This is a genomic window from Enterobacter cloacae complex sp. P15RS (genome assembly GCF_014895905.1).
In the GTDB taxonomy this organism is placed as follows: domain Bacteria; phylum Pseudomonadota; class Gammaproteobacteria; order Enterobacterales; family Enterobacteriaceae; genus Enterobacter; species Enterobacter quasihormaechei.
Genome location: NZ_JADBQL010000025.1, coordinates 191,118 through 208,289, shown reverse-complemented (window position 1 = coordinate 208,289; position 17,172 = coordinate 191,118). Strand labels below are relative to the sequence as shown.

Sequence of the window (17,172 nt, the reverse complement as noted above, 5' to 3'; positions counted from 1 at the left end):
GTGGGTTGTGTTATGCTGTACTCGTTAATGAGTACAAGAGGCAGCATAACATGACCCAGCATTCCCCGTATTCCTCGGCCATGGCCGAACAGCGTCATCAGGAGTGGCTTCGTTTTGTGGAGCTGCTTCGACAGTCTTACGAGCAGGATTTGCACCTACCCCTCATGCAGCTGATGCTTACGCCGGACGAGCGTGAGGCGCTGGGCACGCGCGTGCGGATTATTGAAGAGCTATTACGCGGTGAGATGAGCCAGCGCGAGTTGAAAAACGAGCTGGGCGCGGGCATCGCGACGATCACCCGTGGATCGAACAGCCTGAAGTCTGCGCCGGTTGAGCTGCGCCAGTGGCTGGAAGCGGCATTGCTGAAAAACGCCGGATGACGGCTTCGCCTTATCCGGCCTACAAACTTAACGATAAATCGCGTTATGAAACGGGCTCAGCGCCAGGATCACCGCCTGGTGATAAACGCTCGAACGGGTGAGCTTGCCGGCGGTAAAGACGCCAATCGCCCCTTCTTTACGCCCAATTTCATCAATGCCGGTGTACTGTGACATCACCGGCCCGAGCGCTTCACCTGCGCGGACTTTTTCCAGAATGACCTCCGGCAGCGGCAGGGTGGCTGAACGCGCTTCGCCGCGCTGCTCGCGGCTTTCGATGACAACCCAGCTAAAGGTTGCCCCTCCGTCGATGCCCGCTTCAATCGCGACCCAGAAGTCAGCGTCGGGTGCGGCGGCTTTTGCATTCGCCACGCGATTTCGTGCGCCAGCGCGCGTTTCCTCGCTGCCAAACGGCTGTTCCGGCACGCCACTCTCGACGCCGACGGCGTCCATATGGCAGGATCCTTCGCCGAAGATCTCTTCAAATGCCCTTAGAATTGCCTGAATTTTGGCAGGATTGGTGGTAGCAGAGACAACATGGTGCATAATTAAGCTCGATTAAAAAATTCATCGCAGTATAACGGAAAAAAAGCATGTTACAGGTATACCTTGTTCGCCACGGTGAAACGCAGTGGAACGCCGAGCGACGTATTCAAGGCCAGTCAGACAGTCCTCTCACCGACAAGGGTGTGCAACAAGCGTGGCAGGTGGCGGAGCGCGCCAGAACGCTGGGCATCACTCACGTTATCTCCAGTGATTTAGGCCGCACGCAGCAGACGGCACGCATCATCGCCGATGCCTGTGGCTGTGACGTCACCCTCGAACCGCGCCTGCGCGAGCTGGATATGGGCGTGCTGGAAAAACGTCCTATCGATACGCTGACGGAAACCGAAGAAGGCTGGCGTCGCATGCTGGTGAACGGTACCGAAGATGGTCGCATCCCGGAGGGGGAATCCATGCAGGAGCTGAGCGTGCGTATGCATGCCGCGCTGGCCGAGTGCCTGAAGCTTCCGGCTGGTAGCCGTCCGCTGCTGGTGAGCCACGGTATCGCGCTGGGTTGCCTGGTGAGCACCATTCTGGGTCTGCCGGCTTACGCCGAGCGCCGTTTGCGTCTGCGCAACTGTTCCATTTCCCGTATCGACTATCAGGAAAGCGCCTGGCTGGCATCGGGGTGGGTGGTTGAAACGGCAGGGGACATTTCGCATCTTGATGCCCCTGCACTGGACGAATTACAGCGTTAACGACGTACCGGAATCAGGAATTCCATACGCAGATTGATAGGGCCTTCTTCCGGTTTAGCATCCTGTGCCGGATAGTAGCGCTCAATGTCCTGACCTTTACGGCGATTCAGATTCAGCATCGGCATGCAGGTCCCGTAAACGGTCAGGATGAACTCCTGAACGCCCGTTCCTAACCCTTCGTATGAGAACATTACATATTCGCCGCCTTCCAGCACGACAGGCTGCGAGCCATGAATGTACCCGTTCGCCATGTCAGGCGTGAGCGCCGTGGTATAAAACACCTCCTGCTCGTCGTCTTTTTCCTGGCTTGGATGCGTTTCGTTCAGGCCATACAGAATCGGCGGGATCGCCGGCGCGTGGCTTAAAAATTCGCGCCAGAACTGAACGCGCATCTGATGGCGGAACTCGGAGATCTGCTCCAGGGAACAGGAGTAGCTCTGGGTGGTGCCGACCAGGTGCGTTTCCGGCAGGGTGATGATTTCATATTTTGGCATCGCAAATTCGCCCAGACGCAGCGGCGGACGCATACCAAAGGAGCTCCAGTCAGGCGAGCGGCGATAAAGCGCAGGCGTTAACGAGAACTGTTTCTTAAAGGCGCGGGTAAAGGTTTGCTGTGAATCGAAGCGATATTGCAGGGCAATATCGAGGATGGGTCGCGCGGTCAGGCGCAACGCAACAGCAGACTTTGATAACCGACGTGCACGAATATAGGCACCGATAGCATGACCGGTGACATCCTTGAACATCCTTTGCAGATGCCACTTGGAATAGCCTGCTTTTGCCGCCACATTATCCAGTGACAATGGCTGGTCGAGATGACCTTCCAGCCAGGTGAGCAGGTCGCGAATAATTCCAGCCTGATCCATATACTATCCTCATCCTTAAAACTGCCGCAGGTGCCTGTTTACAGGTTAGCGGATAATAGCATTTTTTGACGTTTTAGCATTCAGTGTTTTTTTTGCGCATAAATGCTTTTTGTAGGGGTTTATGTGCGGATATATTCTAATCCTGTGATCTTGCTACATTTTTAGCTAACGTGTTGAATAATCGCTCAGCGTAATTTTTTATGAATGGTAACAATATGAAATACAAGGCTTTACTCTTTACGGCGTTGGTACTCATGGCGGGAAGCGCAGCGCAGGCTGAACAGGTGGGCTCTGTGGATACCGTGTTCAAAATGTTTGGGCCGGACCACAAAATTGTGGTGGAGGCCTTTGACGATCCGGATGTTAAAAACGTCACCTGCTATGTCAGCCGGGCAAAGACGGGCGGGATTAAAGGCGGGCTGGGGCTGGCTGAGGATACGTCTGACGCGGCCATTTCCTGCCAGCAGGTCGGCCCGGTTGAATTGAGCGACAAAATCAAAAACGGCAAAGCGCAGGGCGACGTCGTATTCCAGAAACGGACCTCGCTGGTGTTCAAAAAGCTACAGGTGGTGCGTTTCTACGATGCGAAACGCAACACGTTAGCTTATCTGGCTTATTCCGACAAAGTCGTGGAAGGCTCACCGAAAAACGCGATCAGCGCGGTGCCCATTATGCCGTGGCATTGATAAAAAAAACGGCGCAAATGCGCCGTTTTTTACTGCGTGACGTGACGGATTATTCCTGTAGGTCACCGCAGAAACGATAGCCTTCACCATGGATGGTGGCGATGATTTCCGGCGTATCAGGCGTAGATTCGAAATGTTTACGAATACGACGGATGGTAACGTCAACGGTACGATCGTGTGGCTTCAACTCACGACCGGTCATTTTCTTCAGCAGTTCTGCACGGGACTGGATCTTGCCCGGGTTTTCGCAGAAGTGCAGCATCGCGCGGAATTCACTGCGCGGCAGTTTATACTGCTCACCGTTCGGGCTAATCAGCGAACGGCTATTGATATCAAGTTCCCAGCCGTTGAATTTGTAGCTGTCGACGCTACGACGCTCTTCACTGACCGTACCCAGATTCATGGTGCGGGACAGCAGGTTGCGTGCACGAATGGTTAACTCGCGTGGGTTAAACGGCTTGGTGATGTAGTCGTCCGCGCCGATTTCCAGACCAAGAATTTTATCAACCTCGTTGTCACGGCCTGTCAGGAACATCAACGCGACGTTCGCCTGTTCACGCAACTCGCGCGCCAGAAGAAGGCCGTTTTTGCCCGGCAGGTTGATATCCATAATCACCAGGTTGATATCATTTTCAGAAAGGATCTGATGCATCTCTGCGCCATCGGTCGCTTCAAAGACATCGTAGCCTTCTGCTTCGAAAATGCTCTTTAACGTGTTGCGTGTTACCAACTCGTCTTCAACGATAAGAATGTGCGGGGTCTGCATGTTTGCTACCTAAATTGCCAACTAAATCGAAACAGGAAGTACAAAAGTCCCTGACCTGCCTGATGCATGTCGCAAATTAACATGATCGGCCTAACGTGACTAAAGTACGTAATTGCGTTCTTGATGCACTTTCCATCAACGTCAACAACATCATTAGCTTGGTCGTGGGTACTTTCCCTCTGGACCCGACAGTGTCAAAAACGGCTGTCATCCTAACCATTTTAACAGCAACATAACAGGCTAAGTGACACCGGACACCCAATAAAACTACGCTTCGTTGACATATATCAAGTTCAATTGTAGCACGTTAACAGTTTGATGAAATCATCGTAGCTGAATGCTAGCCTTTGTCACAATTTTTCAATAAACCAACTAGTTGCGGACATTGATTGATAAACGATACGAATCCAATCAGAAAAGAGTATTCATATGGTCATTATCATTACAAAACATAAGGATAATAGACTTCTGTTAACATTCTAACTGATTGTTCAGTCACAAAATAGTTTAGCTTTTTTTAATTGTTATGAAACGCTATTTCGGTGATTTGTGTTGCAAAATTGTAAATTCGTGCTGCGTAATATGTTGAAGTGAATCACATTTTTACCTGCTAACTGATTAAAAAGAGAGCATAAATGCATCTGTCGATTGTGCTGGTGGCACCAGCAAGAGCTGAAAATATTGGCGCTGCGGCGCGTGCCATGAAGACCATGGGTTTTACCGATTTGCGTATTGTAGACAGCACGGCGCATCTGGAGCCTGCCGCACGGTGGGTGGCGCACGGTTCGGGTGATATTCTCGATAATATAACCACTTACGCGACGCTCGCTGACGCCCTGCACGATATTTCCTTTACCGTCGCGACCACCGCGCGCAGCCGGGCGAAGTTTCACTATTACGCCACGCCTGCTGAACTGGTGCCCATGCTGGAAGAAAAAAGCCAGTGGCTGGAGAAAGCCGCGCTGGTGTTTGGGCGCGAAGATTCGGGGCTGACGAATGAAGAGCTGGAGCTGGCTGACGTGCTGACGGGCGCGCCGATGGTGGCGGATTATCCGTCACTTAACCTGGGCCAGGCGGTGATGGTTTACTGCTATCAATTAGCATCCTTAATACAAATTTCTCAGCCACCGGTGACAGCAACGGATGAAAACCAGCTGGCGGCCCTGCGCGTTCGCGCTGACAAACTGCTTATGCAGCTGGGCGTGGCTGACGATCGGAAAATGGTGGACTGGTTGCAGCAGCGCTTGGGGCGTCTGGAACAGCGCGACACGGCAATGCTGCACCGATTGCTCCATGATATTGAAAAAAAATTAGCCGAGTAAAATGCTGTTATAAGTTTTTAATATGGCCGATCTTGCTGATAAATGGGGTTGCATATGGGGTATTCGGATGAAAATAAATCTGCTCGCAGCGGGACGTGAGAATGTCCCGAAGTGTGATCAAAGTAAAAATTCATTGACTTAAGGTGCCCGATCCTTTAACCCTAAAAGAATAGAGCACAGACAGATAATAATGACAGAGTACACAACATCCATGAAACGCATCAGCATCACCACCATTACTACAACCACCATCATTACCACAGGTAACGATGCGGGCTGACGCGTACAGGAAAAACAGAAAAAAGCCCGCACCTGAACAGTGCGGGCTTTTTTTTCGGCTAAAGGAAATGAGGTAGAACCATGCGAGTGTTGAAGTTCGGCGGTACGTCAGTGGCAAATGCGGAGCGTTTTCTGCGCGTTGCCGATATCCTGGAAAGCAACGCCAGGCAGGGGCAGGTTGCCACCGTGCTCTCTGCCCCGGCCAAAATCACGAACCACCTGGTGGCGATGATTGAAAAAACCATTGGTGGTCAGGATGCACTTCCGAACATCAGCGACGCTGAGCGTATCTTCACCGAGCTGCTTCAGGGGCTGGCAGATGTCCAGCCGGGGTTCCCGCTGGCGCAGCTGAAAACCACCGTTGAACTCGAATTTGCCCAGATTAAACAAGTCCTTCACGGTATCAGCCTGCTGGGTCAGTGCCCGGACAGCATCAACGCGGCGCTGATTTGCCGGGGTGAAAAACTCTCCATCGCCATCATGGCGGGCGTGCTGGAAGCGCGCGGTCACCGCGTGACGGTCATCGACCCGGTTGAAAAACTGCTGGCGGTGGGCCACTACCTCGAATCCACCGTTGATATTGCCGAATCAACCCGCCGTATCGCTGCGAGCAAAATCCCTTCTGACCATATGATCCTGATGGCGGGCTTTACCGCCGGGAACGAGAAGGGCGAATTAGTCGTGCTGGGCCGTAACGGCTCTGATTACTCCGCCGCCGTGCTGGCCGCGTGCCTGCGTGCAGACTGCTGTGAGATCTGGACTGACGTCGACGGCGTTTATACCTGCGATCCGCGCCAGGTGCCGGACGCCAGGCTGCTGAAGTCCATGTCGTATCAGGAAGCGATGGAGCTTTCCTACTTCGGCGCCAAAGTACTTCACCCGCGTACCATCTCCCCGATTGCCCAGTTCCAGATCCCATGCCTGATTAAAAACACCGGTAACCCGCAAGCGCCGGGCACGCTGATTGGCGCCAGCGCGAATGAAGATGACCTGCCGGTGAAAGGCATTTCAAACCTGAATAACATGGCGATGTTCAGCGTCTCCGGCCCGGGTATGAAGGGGATGGTCGGCATGGCTGCACGCGTGTTTGCCGCCATGTCCCGCAACGGGATCTCGGTGGTGCTGATCACCCAGTCCTCTTCCGAATACAGCATCAGCTTCTGCGTACCGCAGGGCGATTGCCTGCGCGCCCGGCGTGCGCTGGAAGAAGAGTTCTATCTGGAGCTGAAAGAGGAGCTGCTGGAGCCGCTCTCTATTCAGGAGCGTCTGGCGGTGATCTCCGTCGTTGGCGACGGCATGCGCACCCTGCGTGGTATCTCTGCCAAATTCTTTGCCGCGCTGGCGCGTGCCAATATCAACATCGTGGCGATTGCGCAGGGCTCGTCCGAGCGTTCAATTTCAGTTGTAGTCGATAACGACGATGCGACCACCGGCGTGCGCGTGGTTCACCAGATGCTGTTCAACACCGATCAGGTCATCGAGCTGTTCCTGATTGGCGTCGGCGGCGTCGGCGGTGCGCTGCTGGAGCAGGTGAAGCGCCAGCAGGAGTGGCTTAAGAAAAAGCACATCGATCTGCGCGTCTGCGGAATTGCGAATTCGAAAGCGCTGCTCACTAACGTCCACGGTCTGAACCTGGAAAACTGGCAGGCGGAGCTGGAAGAGGCGAAAGAGCCGTTCAACCTGGGCCGCCTGATCCGCCTGGTGAAAGAGTATCATCTGCTCAACCCGGTGATCGTCGACTGTACCTCGAACCAGGCCGTGGCCGACCAGTACGCGGACTTCCTGCGCGAAGGTTTCCACGTGGTGACGCCGAACAAAAAGGCCAACACCTCGTCGATGGATTACTATCACCAGCTGCGTCTGGCGGCGAGCAAGTCGCGCCGCAAGTTCCTGTACGACACTAACGTGGGCGCGGGCCTGCCGGTCATCGAGAACCTGCAAAACCTGCTGAACGCGGGCGACGAATTGCAGCGCTTCTCCGGCATCCTCTCCGGCTCCCTGTCGTTTATCTTCGGCAAGCTGGATGAAGGGATGAGCCTCTCGGAAGCCACCCGTGCCGCGCGCGAGCTGGGCTACACCGAGCCGGATCCGCGCGACGATCTCTCCGGGATGGACGTGGCGCGCAAGCTGCTGATCCTGGTGCGCGAAACGGGCCGCGAGCTGGAGCTTTCGGATATTGTGATTGAGCCGGTGCTGCCAGCAGAATTTGATGACAGCGGCGACGTCAGCGCCTTTATGGCGAATTTACCTCAGCTTGACGATGCCTTTGCCGCACGCGTGGCGAAAGCCCGTGATGAAGGTAAGGTATTGCGCTATGTTGGCAACATTGAAGAGGATGGCGTCTGCCGGGTGAAGATTGCCGAAGTGGATGGCAACGATCCGCTGTACAAGGTGAAAAACGGCGAGAATGCCCTGGCGTTCTACAGCCACTATTATCAGCCACTGCCGCTGGTGCTTCGCGGCTATGGCGCAGGGAATGATGTGACGGCGGCGGGCGTGTTTGCCGATCTGCTGCGTACCCTGTCATGGAAGTTAGGAGTTTAAGATGGTTAAAGTATATGCCCCGGCTTCCAGCGCCAATATGAGCGTCGGATTTGACGTGCTGGGTGCGGCGGTGACGCCGGTGGACGGTTCGCTGCTGGGCGATACGGTAACGGTTGAGGCGGCAGAGCGCTTCAGCCTGACTAACGTGGGCCGTTTCGCCAGCAAGCTGCCGCCTGAACCACGCGAGAATATTGTTTATCAGTGCTGGGAACGCTTCTGTCAGGAGATCGGCAAAAACGTGCCGGTCGCCATGACGCTGGAAAAAAGCATGCCGATTGGCTCGGGACTGGGCTCCAGCGCGTGTTCGGTAGTCGCCGCGCTGGTGGCGATGAACGAGCACTGCGGCAAGCCGCTGAACAACAGCCGTCTGCTGGCGCTGATGGGCGAGCTGGAAGGGCGCATCTCCGGCAGTATTCACTATGATAACGTCGCACCGTGCTTCCTCGGCGGCATGCAGCTGATGATTGAAGAAAATGGCATCATCAGCCAGCAGGTGCCCGGGTTTGACGAGTGGCTGTGGGTGCTGGCCTATCCTGGCATTAAGGTCTCGACTGCGGAAGCGCGCGCGATCCTGCCGGCGCAGTATCGTCGTCAGGACTGTATCGCTCACGGGCGTCACCTGGCGGGCTTTATTCACGCCTGCTACACCCGCCAGCCGCAGCTGGCGGCGAAGCTGATGAAAGACGTGATTGCCGAGCCGTACCGTACGAAGCTGCTGCCCGGCTTTAACGAGGCGCGACAGGCTTCAATGGATATCGGCGCGCAGGCATGCGGCATCTCCGGCTCCGGCCCGACGCTGTTCGCCCTGTGCGACAAACCAGACACCGCGCAGCGCGTGGCGGACTGGCTCTCTAAACACTACCTGCAAAATCAGGAAGGCTTTGTTCATATTTGCCGTCTGGACACGGCTGGCGCACGAGTACTGGGATAACGAATGAAACTCTACAACCTTAAAGATCATAACGAGCAGGTCAGCTTCGCGCAGGCGGTCACGCAGGGGCTGGGCAAAAATCAGGGGCTGTTCTTCCCGCACGACCTGCCGGAATTCCAGCTGACCGAAATCGATGAGCTGCTGAAGCAGGACTTTGTCACCCGCAGCACCAAAATTCTGTCTGCGTTTATTGGCGATGAAATCCCGCAGGAGCTGCTGGAAGAGCGCGTGCGTGCGGCGTTTGCTTTCCCGGCTCCGGTTCAGCAGGTTGAGCCGGACGTCGGCTGTCTGGAGCTGTTCCACGGCCCGACGCTGGCGTTTAAAGACTTCGGCGGCCGCTTTATGGCGCAGATGCTTACCCACATCAGCGGCGACAAACCGGTGACGATTCTGACCGCGACCTCCGGCGATACCGGTGCGGCGGTGGCCCATGCGTTCTACGGCCTGAAAAACGTCCGCGTGGTGATCCTCTATCCGAAGGGCAAAATCAGTCCGCTTCAGGAAAAACTGTTCTGCACCCTTGGGGGCAACATTGAAACCGTGGCGATCGACGGCGATTTCGATGCCTGTCAGGCGCTGGTGAAGCAGGCCTTCGACGACGAAGAGCTGAAAGTGGCGCTGGGCCTGAACTCCGCCAACTCGATCAACATCAGCCGTCTGCTGGCGCAGATCTGCTACTACTTCGAAGCGGTGGCGCAGCTGCCGCAGGACGCGCGCAATCAGCTGGTGGTTTCCGTGCCAAGCGGCAACTTCGGCGACCTGACGGCGGGCCTGCTGGCGAAATCACTCGGTCTGCCGGTGAAGCGCTTTATTGCCGCCACTAACGCCAACGACACCGTACCACGCTACCTGAAAGACGGGAAATGGGCGCCGAACGCGACGCAGGCCACGCTCTCCAATGCGATGGATGTGTCACAGCCTAACAACTGGCCGCGTGTAGAAGAGCTGTTCCGCCGTAAGGTCTGGCGTCTGGGCGACCTCGGCTACGCTGCGGTGACGGATGAAACCACCAAAGCGACCATGCGTGAGCTGAAAGCCGTGGGCTATACCTCTGAGCCGCACGCGGCGATTGCTTACCGTGCGCTGCGCGACGCGCTTCAGCCGGGCGAGTATGGCCTGTTCCTCGGAACCGCTCATCCGGCGAAGTTTAAGGAGAGCGTGGAAGCGATCCTGGGTGAAACGCTGCCGCTGCCAAAAGAGCTGGCCGAGCGCGCCGATCTGCCGCTGCTGTCCCATGAGCTGCCGGCAGATTTTGCGGCACTGCGTAAGCTGATGATGACCCGAGCGTGATTCTCTTGCCCGGTGGCGGCTACGCCTTACCGGGCCTACAAGATCCATAACGACCCCAACGAACCCAATCGTAGGCCGGGTAAGGCGCAGCCGCCACCCGGCTTTTTTATGGAGAAATTAAGGAGAAAAACAGCAGGAAAAAAGCAGAAATTCCCAATAAATGCGGCCACTTAGCGTTTAGGATTGCAGAGAATAACATCCGCCGTTCCCATCACGTACTCTCCTTACATCGGCCCACGCTGGGCAAGAAGAATAAGGAGTCACCTATGTCTACCCTGAAACCTGCACTCATCGCGCTCTCACTGATGCTGGTCGCTCCCATGGCGGTGCAGGCCGCTGAGATCACCCTCGTGCCTGCGGTAAAGCTGCAAATTGGCGATCGGGATAATAAGGGACACTACTGGGATGGCGGCCGCTGGCGCGACCATGACTGGTGGAAAGCGCACTATGACTGGCGCGACAACCACTGGCGTCCGCACGATAAACATCGCGATCGTCACGATCGCCACCGTCATGACGATCATCGTCCGGGCCCGGACAGGAAACACCATTAACACAAACCCCGCCAGCTGGCGGGGTTGTCTTTTATTGCTCGTGACGCTTAAACACCAGCTCGTTTTTGCCTGACGATGCCTCGTCGAAGAAATACCCTTCGCTGTTAAAAGCGGTGAGCTGCTCCGGCTTTGTCAGGCGGTTTTGAATGATGAAGCGGCTCATCAGACCGCGCGCTTTTTTGGCGTAGAAGCTGATCACTTTAAATTTGCCGTTCTTCTCGTCGAGGAACACCGGCTTGATAATATCCGCATTCAGCTTTTTCGGCTTCACCGATTTGAAGTACTCGTCGGAGGCCAGGTTGATCACCACGTTATCTCCCTGGGCTTGCAGCGCCGCGTTAAGCTTGTCGGTGATCACATCGCCCCAGAAGTGGTACAGATCTTTGCCTTTGGCGTTTTCCAGGCGAATACCCATCTCCAGACGATACGGCTGCATCAGATCCAGCGGGCGCAGTACGCCATACAGGCCGGACAGCATGCGCAGATGCTGCTGGGCAAAATCGAAGTCGGCTTCGCTAAACGTTTCTGCTTGCAGGCCAGTGTAGACGTCACCTTTAAAGGCCAGCAGCGCCTGGCGCGCGTTGTCGGGCGTGAAGTCAGGCTGCCACTCGTGAAAACGGATGGCGTTCAGGTCGGCGAGTTTATCGCTGATGCTCATCAGCGAGGCGATCTGCGGAGCCGACAGTTTACGCGCCTCGTGGATCAGCTGTTGCGAGTAGTCCAGCAGTTCCGGCTGGGTATAACGCTCAGTGGCGAGCGGGCTCTGGTAGTCGAGCGTTTTTGCAGGTGAAATCAGAATTAGCATATCCAGTCCTTGCAGGAAATTTAGAGCGACTTTAACAAAAAATCGCCCTGATTTGATCGATAGCTGTTATTGCCGCGGCAAATCATCCCAGGTGCCAGGGGCAATTTGTGACTCGATTTCGGGATAGCGTGTGGCGTCAAAGACGGGCGGCACGCCAAGCTTGCGCTGACGCAGATAATCCCGCGCGATCAGCGCCACAACCGGTGAAAGCAGCAAAATGGCCGTCAGGTTAGTGATGGCCATCAGCGCCATAATGACGTCCGCTATTTGCCAGACCAGCGGCATGCTGAGCAGGGAGCCGACGAACACCATCCCCAGCACAGCCGCGCGAAGGACGTTGCGCGCCAGACGCGAATCGACGTTCAGGAAGACAAGGTTGTTTTCGGCATAGATATAGTTCACCGCAATGGAGCTGAAGGCAAAAAGCCCCACGACAAGGGCGACAAGACCGGCGCCCCAGCCGCCAACGAGTGAGACCAGCGCCTGTTGTACCCAATGAATGCCTGCCGTACTGCCGGATGGATGTTCAACGGCGCCGGCCAGCAGCATTATCATCGCACTGGCGGAGCAGATAACAATGGTGTCCGTGAAGACGCCAATCATCTGCACAATGCCCTGCGCGGCGGGATGCGGGGGCCAGGATGCGGCCGCGGCGGCGGCATTTGGCGTGGAGCCCATTCCCGCTTCGTTGGAGAACATCCCCCGCTGAAACCCGGCAGTGAGGGCCTGGCTAACGGTGTAACCCAGAGCGCCGGACGCCGCTTCGCGCCAGCCAAACGCGCTTTTGAAAATGGTGGCGATGACGTTCGGCACCTCGTCGATATGTATCGCGCATACCAACAGGCTGGTGGACACCCACAGCAGCGCCATCAGGGGAACCAGCCACTGCATCAGGCGGGCTACCCCTTTAAGACCGGTCACAATGGTCAGCAGGGTGAGAAGGGCAAGCGCGCCGCCCGTCAGCCACTCCGGACAATTGAAGGCAAAGCGCAGCGCGTGGGCGACGGAATTTGCCTGAACGGTATTGAAAATCAGGCCATACGCCACCAGCAAAAAGATCGAGAACAGAACGCCCATCCAGCGCATTCCCAGCCCGCGAGCCATATACCAGGCAGGTCCGCCGCGAAACTGGCCTTTGCTGTCTTTTTCTTTGTAGAGTTGGGCCAGCGAGCACTCGGCAAAGGCGGTGGCCATGCCGATAATCGCCGTCACCCACATCCAGAACACCGCGCCCGGACCGCCCGCGCCGATCGCCAGCGCAACACCGGCCAGGTTACCGCTGCCGATGCGTGCGGCGAGGCTGGTACAGAGCGCCTGAAACGAGGTCAAACCGCCCGGCTGCGGGGTGACGCTGTTTTTCAGACTTCTGCCAAATTTGCGGATATAGCGAAACTGAATCAGCCCGCTGCGCCACGTAAACCAGATACCTGCCCCTGAAAGCAGGTAAATCATGATCGAACCCCAGAGGACTTCGTTGATAAAGAAAAAGAAATCAGGCACTAACGTCCCTCTTGTTGATGCCAACGTGAATATGTAAGCGCTACCACTGATTGTGCATGCTGTTACTTAGCAGCCTGTTAATATTATGAGTTTATCATACTCTGCCTAAGCGCACTGTCTGCGGTTGCGCTGCCTCTCACTCGTGTTATCATCAGGGCAGACCGGTTACATCCCCCTAACAAGTAAACCTGTCATTTTTCCGCTGCTGGCAGGCTGTCGGTAGTGTGAATTATCCAGGGAACGTTAAAAGAGAAACACTATCATGACGGATAAATTGACCTCCCTTCGTCAGTTCACCACTGTCGTCGCTGACACCGGAGATATTGCGGCAATGAAGCTGTACCAGCCGCAGGATGCTACAACCAACCCTTCTCTGATCCTTAACGCTGCGCAGATCCCTGAGTATCGCAAACTGATCGACGAAGCGGTGACCTGGGCGAAAGCGCAGAGCAATGACCGCGCGCAGCAGGTTGTGGATGCTACCGACAAACTGGCGGTGAACATCGGTCTGGAAATTCTGAAACTGGTTCCTGGCCGTATCTCAACTGAAGTTGATGCTCGCCTGTCCTACGACACCGAAGCGTCTATCGCCAAAGCAAAACGCCTGATCAAACTGTATAACGATGCGGGCATCAGCAACGACCGTATCCTGATCAAACTGGCCTCTACCTGGCAGGGCATTCGCGCCGCCGAGCAGCTGGAAAAAGAAGGGATCAACTGTAACCTGACTCTGCTGTTCTCCTTCGCGCAGGCGCGTGCCTGTGCCGAAGCTGGCGTATACCTGATTTCTCCGTTCGTGGGCCGTATTCTGGACTGGTACAAAGCCAACACCGACAAGAAAGAGTACGCGGCGTCTGAAGATCCAGGCGTGATTTCCGTGACGGAAATCTACGAATACTACAAACAGCACGGCTATGAGACCGTTGTGATGGGCGCAAGCTTCCGTAACGTCGGTGAAATTATCGAGCTGGCCGGCTGTGACCGCCTGACCATCGCCCCTGCGCTGCTGAAAGAGCTGGCAGAAAGCGAAGGCGCTATCGAGCGTAAACTGTCTTACACCGGTGAAGTGAAAGCGCGCCCGGAGCGTATCACGGAATCCGAGTTCCTGTGGCAGCATAACCAGGATCCAATGGCAGTAGACAAGCTGGCGGACGGTATCCGTAAGTTTGCTATCGACCAGGAAAAACTGGAAAAAATGATCGGCGACCTGCTGTAATCATTCTGCGTGACCGGGCTCCCGGTCACGCGTCTTTCCCCCGCCTCTGTCTGAATTTTCTCTCTGCGTGTATCATTCCCAATAATCAGTACTTTTTGAATGGAATGGATATGAATACCTTACGCATCGGCTTAGTGTCGATTTCTGACCGCGCCTCCAGCGGTGTTTATCAGGATAAAGGCATCCCTGCTCTGGAAGAATGGCTGGGCAGCGCGCTGACTACCCCGTTTGAGATCCAGACTCGCCTGATCCCGGACGAGCAGCCGATCATCGAGCAGACCCTGTGCGAGCTGGTGGATGAGATGAGCTGCCACCTGGTGCTGACGACGGGCGGAACCGGCCCCGCGCGCCGCGACGTGACGCCTGACGCGACGCTGGCTATCGCCGATCGGGAAATGCCGGGCTTCGGTGAACAGATGCGCCAGATCAGTCTACACTTTGTTCCGACGGCCATTCTTTCCCGTCAGGTCGGGGTGATCCGCAAACAGGCGCTGATCCTGAACCTGCCGGGGCAGCCGAAGTCGATCAAAGAGACGCTGGAAGGCTTAAAGGCCGAGGATGGTAGCGTCATCGTCCACGGTATCTTTGCAAGTGTACCGTATTGTATACAACTGCTTGACGGGCCGTACGTTGAAACTGACGACAACGTGGTAGCAGCATTTCGTCCGAAAAGCGCCCGCCGCGAGACAATCTCCTGAAGTTGATTAAAATGTGACATTCGCGCCAGCGGCAGTAGCGTGTAAATGGATTTACGATATAGTAATTTTTTCTTTACGATTGCTGTAAAAATAAATCCACAACACACGCACAATGGTTCGCTATGTCACATAACGCCCGACCTCTGAATCGACAGGACTACAAAACCCTCACGCTCGCTGCCTTAGGCGGCGCGCTGGAGTTTTACGACTTCATCATCTTCGTCTTCTTCGCCGCCGTCGTGGGTGCGCTGTTCTTCCCGGCGGATATTCCGGAATGGCTGCGCCAGGTGCAAACCTTCGGCATTTTTGCTGCCGGGTATCTGGCGCGTCCGCTGGGCGGCATCGTCATGGCGCACTTTGGCGATCTGGTCGGGCGCAAGAAGATGTTTACCCTCAGTATCCTGCTGATGGCCGTGCCGACGCTGGCCATTGGCCTCTTGCCGACCTATGCGTCGATGGGCATTATCGCTCCGTTATTGCTGCTGCTGATGCGCGTGCTCCAGGGCGCGGCCATTGGTGGAGAAGTGCCGGGCGCGTGGGTGTTTGTCGCCGAGCACGTCCCGGCGCGCCGTATCGGCATTGCGTGCGGAACGCTGACGGCCGGGCTAACGGTTGGCATTCTGCTTGGCTCCGTGGTGGCAACCCTCATCAATACCAGCATGACGCAGCAGGCCGTTTACGACTGGGGCTGGCGTATTCCTTTCCTGCTGGGGGGAGCGTTCGGGCTGGTGGCGATGTACCTGCGTCGCTGGTTGCAGGAGACGCCAATATTTCTGGAAATGCAGCAGCGGAAGACGCTGGCACAAGAACTGCCGGTAAAAACGGTGGTGGGGCGGCATAAAAAAGCGGTGGTGGTGTCGATGCTGCTCACCTGGCTGCTGTCTGCGGGTATCGTGGTGGTCATTTTGATGTCGCCGGTCTGGCTGCAAAAGCAGTACGGTTTTGCGCCTGAGGTAACGTTGCAGGCAAACAGCATCGCGACGATTATGCTCTGCTTTGGCTGTCTGGCCGCCGGGCTGGCGGCGGATCGTTTTGGTGCCAGCGTGACCTTTATCGTCGGCAGTCTGCTGCTGGCCGCGTCGAGCTGGGCTTTTTATCATCTGGCGGGCACCCATCCTGAACAGCTGTTCCTGCTGTACGGCATCGTTGGGCTGTGCGTGGGGGTCGTTGGCGCCGTACCGTACGTGATGGTCCGGGCCTTCCCGCCGGAGGTACGCTTCACCGGGATCTCGTTCTCTTATAACGTCTCGTATGCCATTTTCGGCGGGCTAACGCCAATAGTGGTTACGGTGTTGATGGGCGTGTCGCCGCTCGCACCAGCGTGGTATGTGCTGGCGTTATCGCTGATGGGGCTGGTATTGGGGATATGGCTTCGTCAGTCTGGGGGTTATCGTGCCCGCGATGCGGGCACGACAGAGGGATCAGTGTTTTTCACCAATCGGTAATACGGTGCGGCCGAACTGTTCGTTCAGCACTTCACCCATTGCCAGGTAGATAGCGCTTGCGCCGCACACCAGACCGACCCAGCCGGCAATGTGAACGATGCCTTCGTTATCCGCCAGGTGACCCATTGCCAGCAGGGCGAACAGCACGGTCAGGCTCAGGAAGACGAATTGCAGTGCGCGGTTCGCCTTCAGGGTGCCGAAGAACATGAACAGAGTGAAGACGCCCCACAGTCCCAGGTATACGCCCAGGAAGTGGGCGTTTGCCGCATCCGCCAGGCCCATTTTAGGCATCAGCAGAATCGCGACCAGCGTCAGCCAGAACGAACCGTAAGAGGTAAAAGCGGTTAAGCCGAAGGTATTGCCTTTCTTATATTCCAGCAGGCCCGCGAAGATTTGCGCGATACCGCCGTAAAAAATGCCCATCGCCAGGATTACGCCGTCCATCGGGAACATCCCGATATTGTGCAGGTTCAGCAGAATGGTGGTCATGCCAAAACCCATCAGGCCCAGCGGAGCCGGATTAGCCAACTTAGTGTTGCCCATAAGTCCTCAAAAAAATCATCATTAAAATGGTGAAATGGTTAAACCCGCGTCAGTTCTACCTGACAGGGCGCGGCATCATAATGGGCGGCATCGGCGCCGTCTATGATCT

General features: G+C 55.9%; 19 protein-coding genes and 1 other annotated feature. Of the genes, 13 read left to right on the top strand and 6 right to left on the bottom strand.

Going from position 1 to position 17,172, the window contains the following annotated elements; translation table 11 throughout:
* Positions 1–50: 50 nt before the first annotated feature.
* Positions 51–380: a trp operon repressor gene (trpR, locus tag IM267_RS16335; protein WP_193033824.1), complete on the top strand. Its 330-nt coding sequence runs from the start codon at positions 51–53 to the stop codon at positions 378–380.
* A gap of 27 nt (positions 381–407) precedes the next feature.
* On the opposite strand, the gene yjjX is transcribed toward trpR, so the two are convergent.
* Positions 408–923 (bottom strand): inosine/xanthosine triphosphatase, encoded by a 516-nt coding sequence (gene yjjX, locus IM267_RS16330; protein ID WP_193033823.1) that lies wholly within the window; start codon positions 921–923, stop codon positions 408–410.
* A 47-nt stretch (positions 924–970) separates the two neighbouring features.
* Between yjjX and gpmB the strand changes: the two genes are divergently transcribed.
* Positions 971–1,618, top strand: coding sequence for a 2,3-diphosphoglycerate-dependent phosphoglycerate mutase GpmB (gene gpmB / locus IM267_RS16325; protein ID WP_063867415.1), 648 nt, complete (start codon positions 971–973; stop codon positions 1,616–1,618).
* Here gpmB and robA read toward each other — a convergent pair.
* Positions 1,615–2,484, bottom strand: a complete 870-nt coding sequence (gene robA, locus IM267_RS16320) for an MDR efflux pump AcrAB transcriptional activator RobA (protein ID WP_063450712.1) — start codon at positions 2,482–2,484, stop codon at positions 1,615–1,617. The two genes, gpmB and robA, sit on opposite strands and share 4 nt — an antisense overlap.
* 215 nt (positions 2,485–2,699) lie before the next feature.
* Here robA and creA point away from each other — a divergent pair, with 215 nt between their 5' ends.
* Complete coding sequence (gene creA / locus IM267_RS16315; protein ID WP_063450711.1) at positions 2,700–3,170, top strand: protein CreA; 471 nt, start codon at positions 2,700–2,702, stop codon at positions 3,168–3,170.
* Positions 3,171–3,219: 49 nt separating this feature from the next.
* Here the strand turns inward: creA and arcA are convergent, their stop codons facing one another.
* On the bottom strand, positions 3,220–3,936 hold the full coding sequence (arcA, locus tag IM267_RS16310; protein ID WP_003856501.1) for a two-component system response regulator ArcA: 717 nt from the start codon (positions 3,934–3,936) through the stop codon (positions 3,220–3,222).
* A gap of 95 nt (positions 3,937–4,031) precedes the next feature.
* Between arcA and yjjY the strand changes: the two genes are divergently transcribed.
* The 7 genes from yjjY (at position 4,032) to IM267_RS16275 (ending at position 10,856) form a co-directional block, all read left to right on the top strand.
* Complete coding sequence (gene yjjY / locus IM267_RS16305) at positions 4,032–4,172, top strand: protein YjjY (protein WP_001541509.1); 141 nt, start codon at positions 4,032–4,034, stop codon at positions 4,170–4,172.
* A 399-nt stretch (positions 4,173–4,571) separates the two neighbouring features.
* The gene (locus IM267_RS16300) at positions 4,572–5,258 is read left to right on the top strand and encodes a tRNA/rRNA methyltransferase (RefSeq protein WP_112792008.1); all 687 of its coding nucleotides are present in this window, start codon (positions 4,572–4,574) and stop codon (positions 5,256–5,258) included.
* A 211-nt stretch (positions 5,259–5,469) separates the two neighbouring features.
* On the top strand, positions 5,470–5,538 hold the full coding sequence (thrL, locus tag IM267_RS16295; RefSeq protein WP_072039575.1) for a thr operon leader peptide: 69 nt from the start codon (positions 5,470–5,472) through the stop codon (positions 5,536–5,538).
* Positions 5,477–5,594: a sequence feature (Thr leader region), on the top strand. Its footprint overlaps the gene before it by 62 nt.
* A gap of 24 nt (positions 5,595–5,618) precedes the next feature.
* On the top strand, positions 5,619–8,081 hold the full coding sequence (gene thrA / locus IM267_RS16290) for a bifunctional aspartate kinase/homoserine dehydrogenase I (protein ID WP_193033822.1): 2,463 nt from the start codon (positions 5,619–5,621) through the stop codon (positions 8,079–8,081).
* A 1-nt stretch (position 8,082) separates the two neighbouring features.
* Positions 8,083–9,012 carry a homoserine kinase gene (gene thrB / locus IM267_RS16285; RefSeq protein ID WP_193033821.1) on the top strand — a complete coding sequence of 310 codons (930 nt, stop codon included), beginning with the start codon at positions 8,083–8,085 and terminating at the stop codon, positions 9,010–9,012.
* A 3-nt stretch (positions 9,013–9,015) separates the two neighbouring features.
* Complete coding sequence (thrC, locus tag IM267_RS16280; protein ID WP_063450707.1) at positions 9,016–10,302, top strand: threonine synthase; 1,287 nt, start codon at positions 9,016–9,018, stop codon at positions 10,300–10,302.
* 266 nt (positions 10,303–10,568) lie between these two features.
* Positions 10,569–10,856, top strand: coding sequence for a DUF2502 domain-containing protein (locus IM267_RS16275; RefSeq protein ID WP_193033820.1), 288 nt, complete (start codon positions 10,569–10,571; stop codon positions 10,854–10,856).
* 31 nt (positions 10,857–10,887) lie between these two features.
* Here IM267_RS16275 and yaaA read toward each other — a convergent pair whose 3' ends face one another.
* On the bottom strand, positions 10,888–11,661 hold the full coding sequence (gene yaaA, locus IM267_RS16270; protein ID WP_107534664.1) for a peroxide stress protein YaaA: 774 nt from the start codon (positions 11,659–11,661) through the stop codon (positions 10,888–10,890).
* Positions 11,662–11,727: 66 nt separating this feature from the next.
* The gene (locus tag IM267_RS16265) at positions 11,728–13,161 is read right to left on the bottom strand and encodes a sodium:alanine symporter family protein (RefSeq protein WP_193033819.1); all 1,434 of its coding nucleotides are present in this window, start codon (positions 13,159–13,161) and stop codon (positions 11,728–11,730) included.
* A 262-nt stretch (positions 13,162–13,423) separates the two neighbouring features.
* Here IM267_RS16265 and tal point away from each other — a divergent pair, with 262 nt between their 5' ends.
* The 3 genes from tal (at position 13,424) to IM267_RS16250 (ending at position 16,520) form a co-directional block, all read left to right on the top strand.
* Positions 13,424–14,377, top strand: coding sequence for a transaldolase (gene tal, locus IM267_RS16260; RefSeq protein ID WP_003856481.1), 954 nt, complete (start codon positions 13,424–13,426; stop codon positions 14,375–14,377).
* A gap of 110 nt (positions 14,378–14,487) precedes the next feature.
* On the top strand, positions 14,488–15,075 hold the full coding sequence (gene mog / locus IM267_RS16255; protein ID WP_063867421.1) for a molybdopterin adenylyltransferase: 588 nt from the start codon (positions 14,488–14,490) through the stop codon (positions 15,073–15,075).
* A 122-nt stretch (positions 15,076–15,197) separates the two neighbouring features.
* Positions 15,198–16,520, top strand: coding sequence for an MFS transporter (locus tag IM267_RS16250; protein WP_193033818.1), 1,323 nt, complete (start codon positions 15,198–15,200; stop codon positions 16,518–16,520).
* On the opposite strand, the gene satP is transcribed toward IM267_RS16250, so the two are convergent.
* On the bottom strand, positions 16,497–17,063 hold the full coding sequence (gene satP / locus IM267_RS16245; protein ID WP_193033817.1) for an acetate uptake transporter: 567 nt from the start codon (positions 17,061–17,063) through the stop codon (positions 16,497–16,499). The genes IM267_RS16250 and satP overlap by 24 nt on opposite strands.
* Positions 17,064–17,172: the final 109 nt, after the last annotated feature.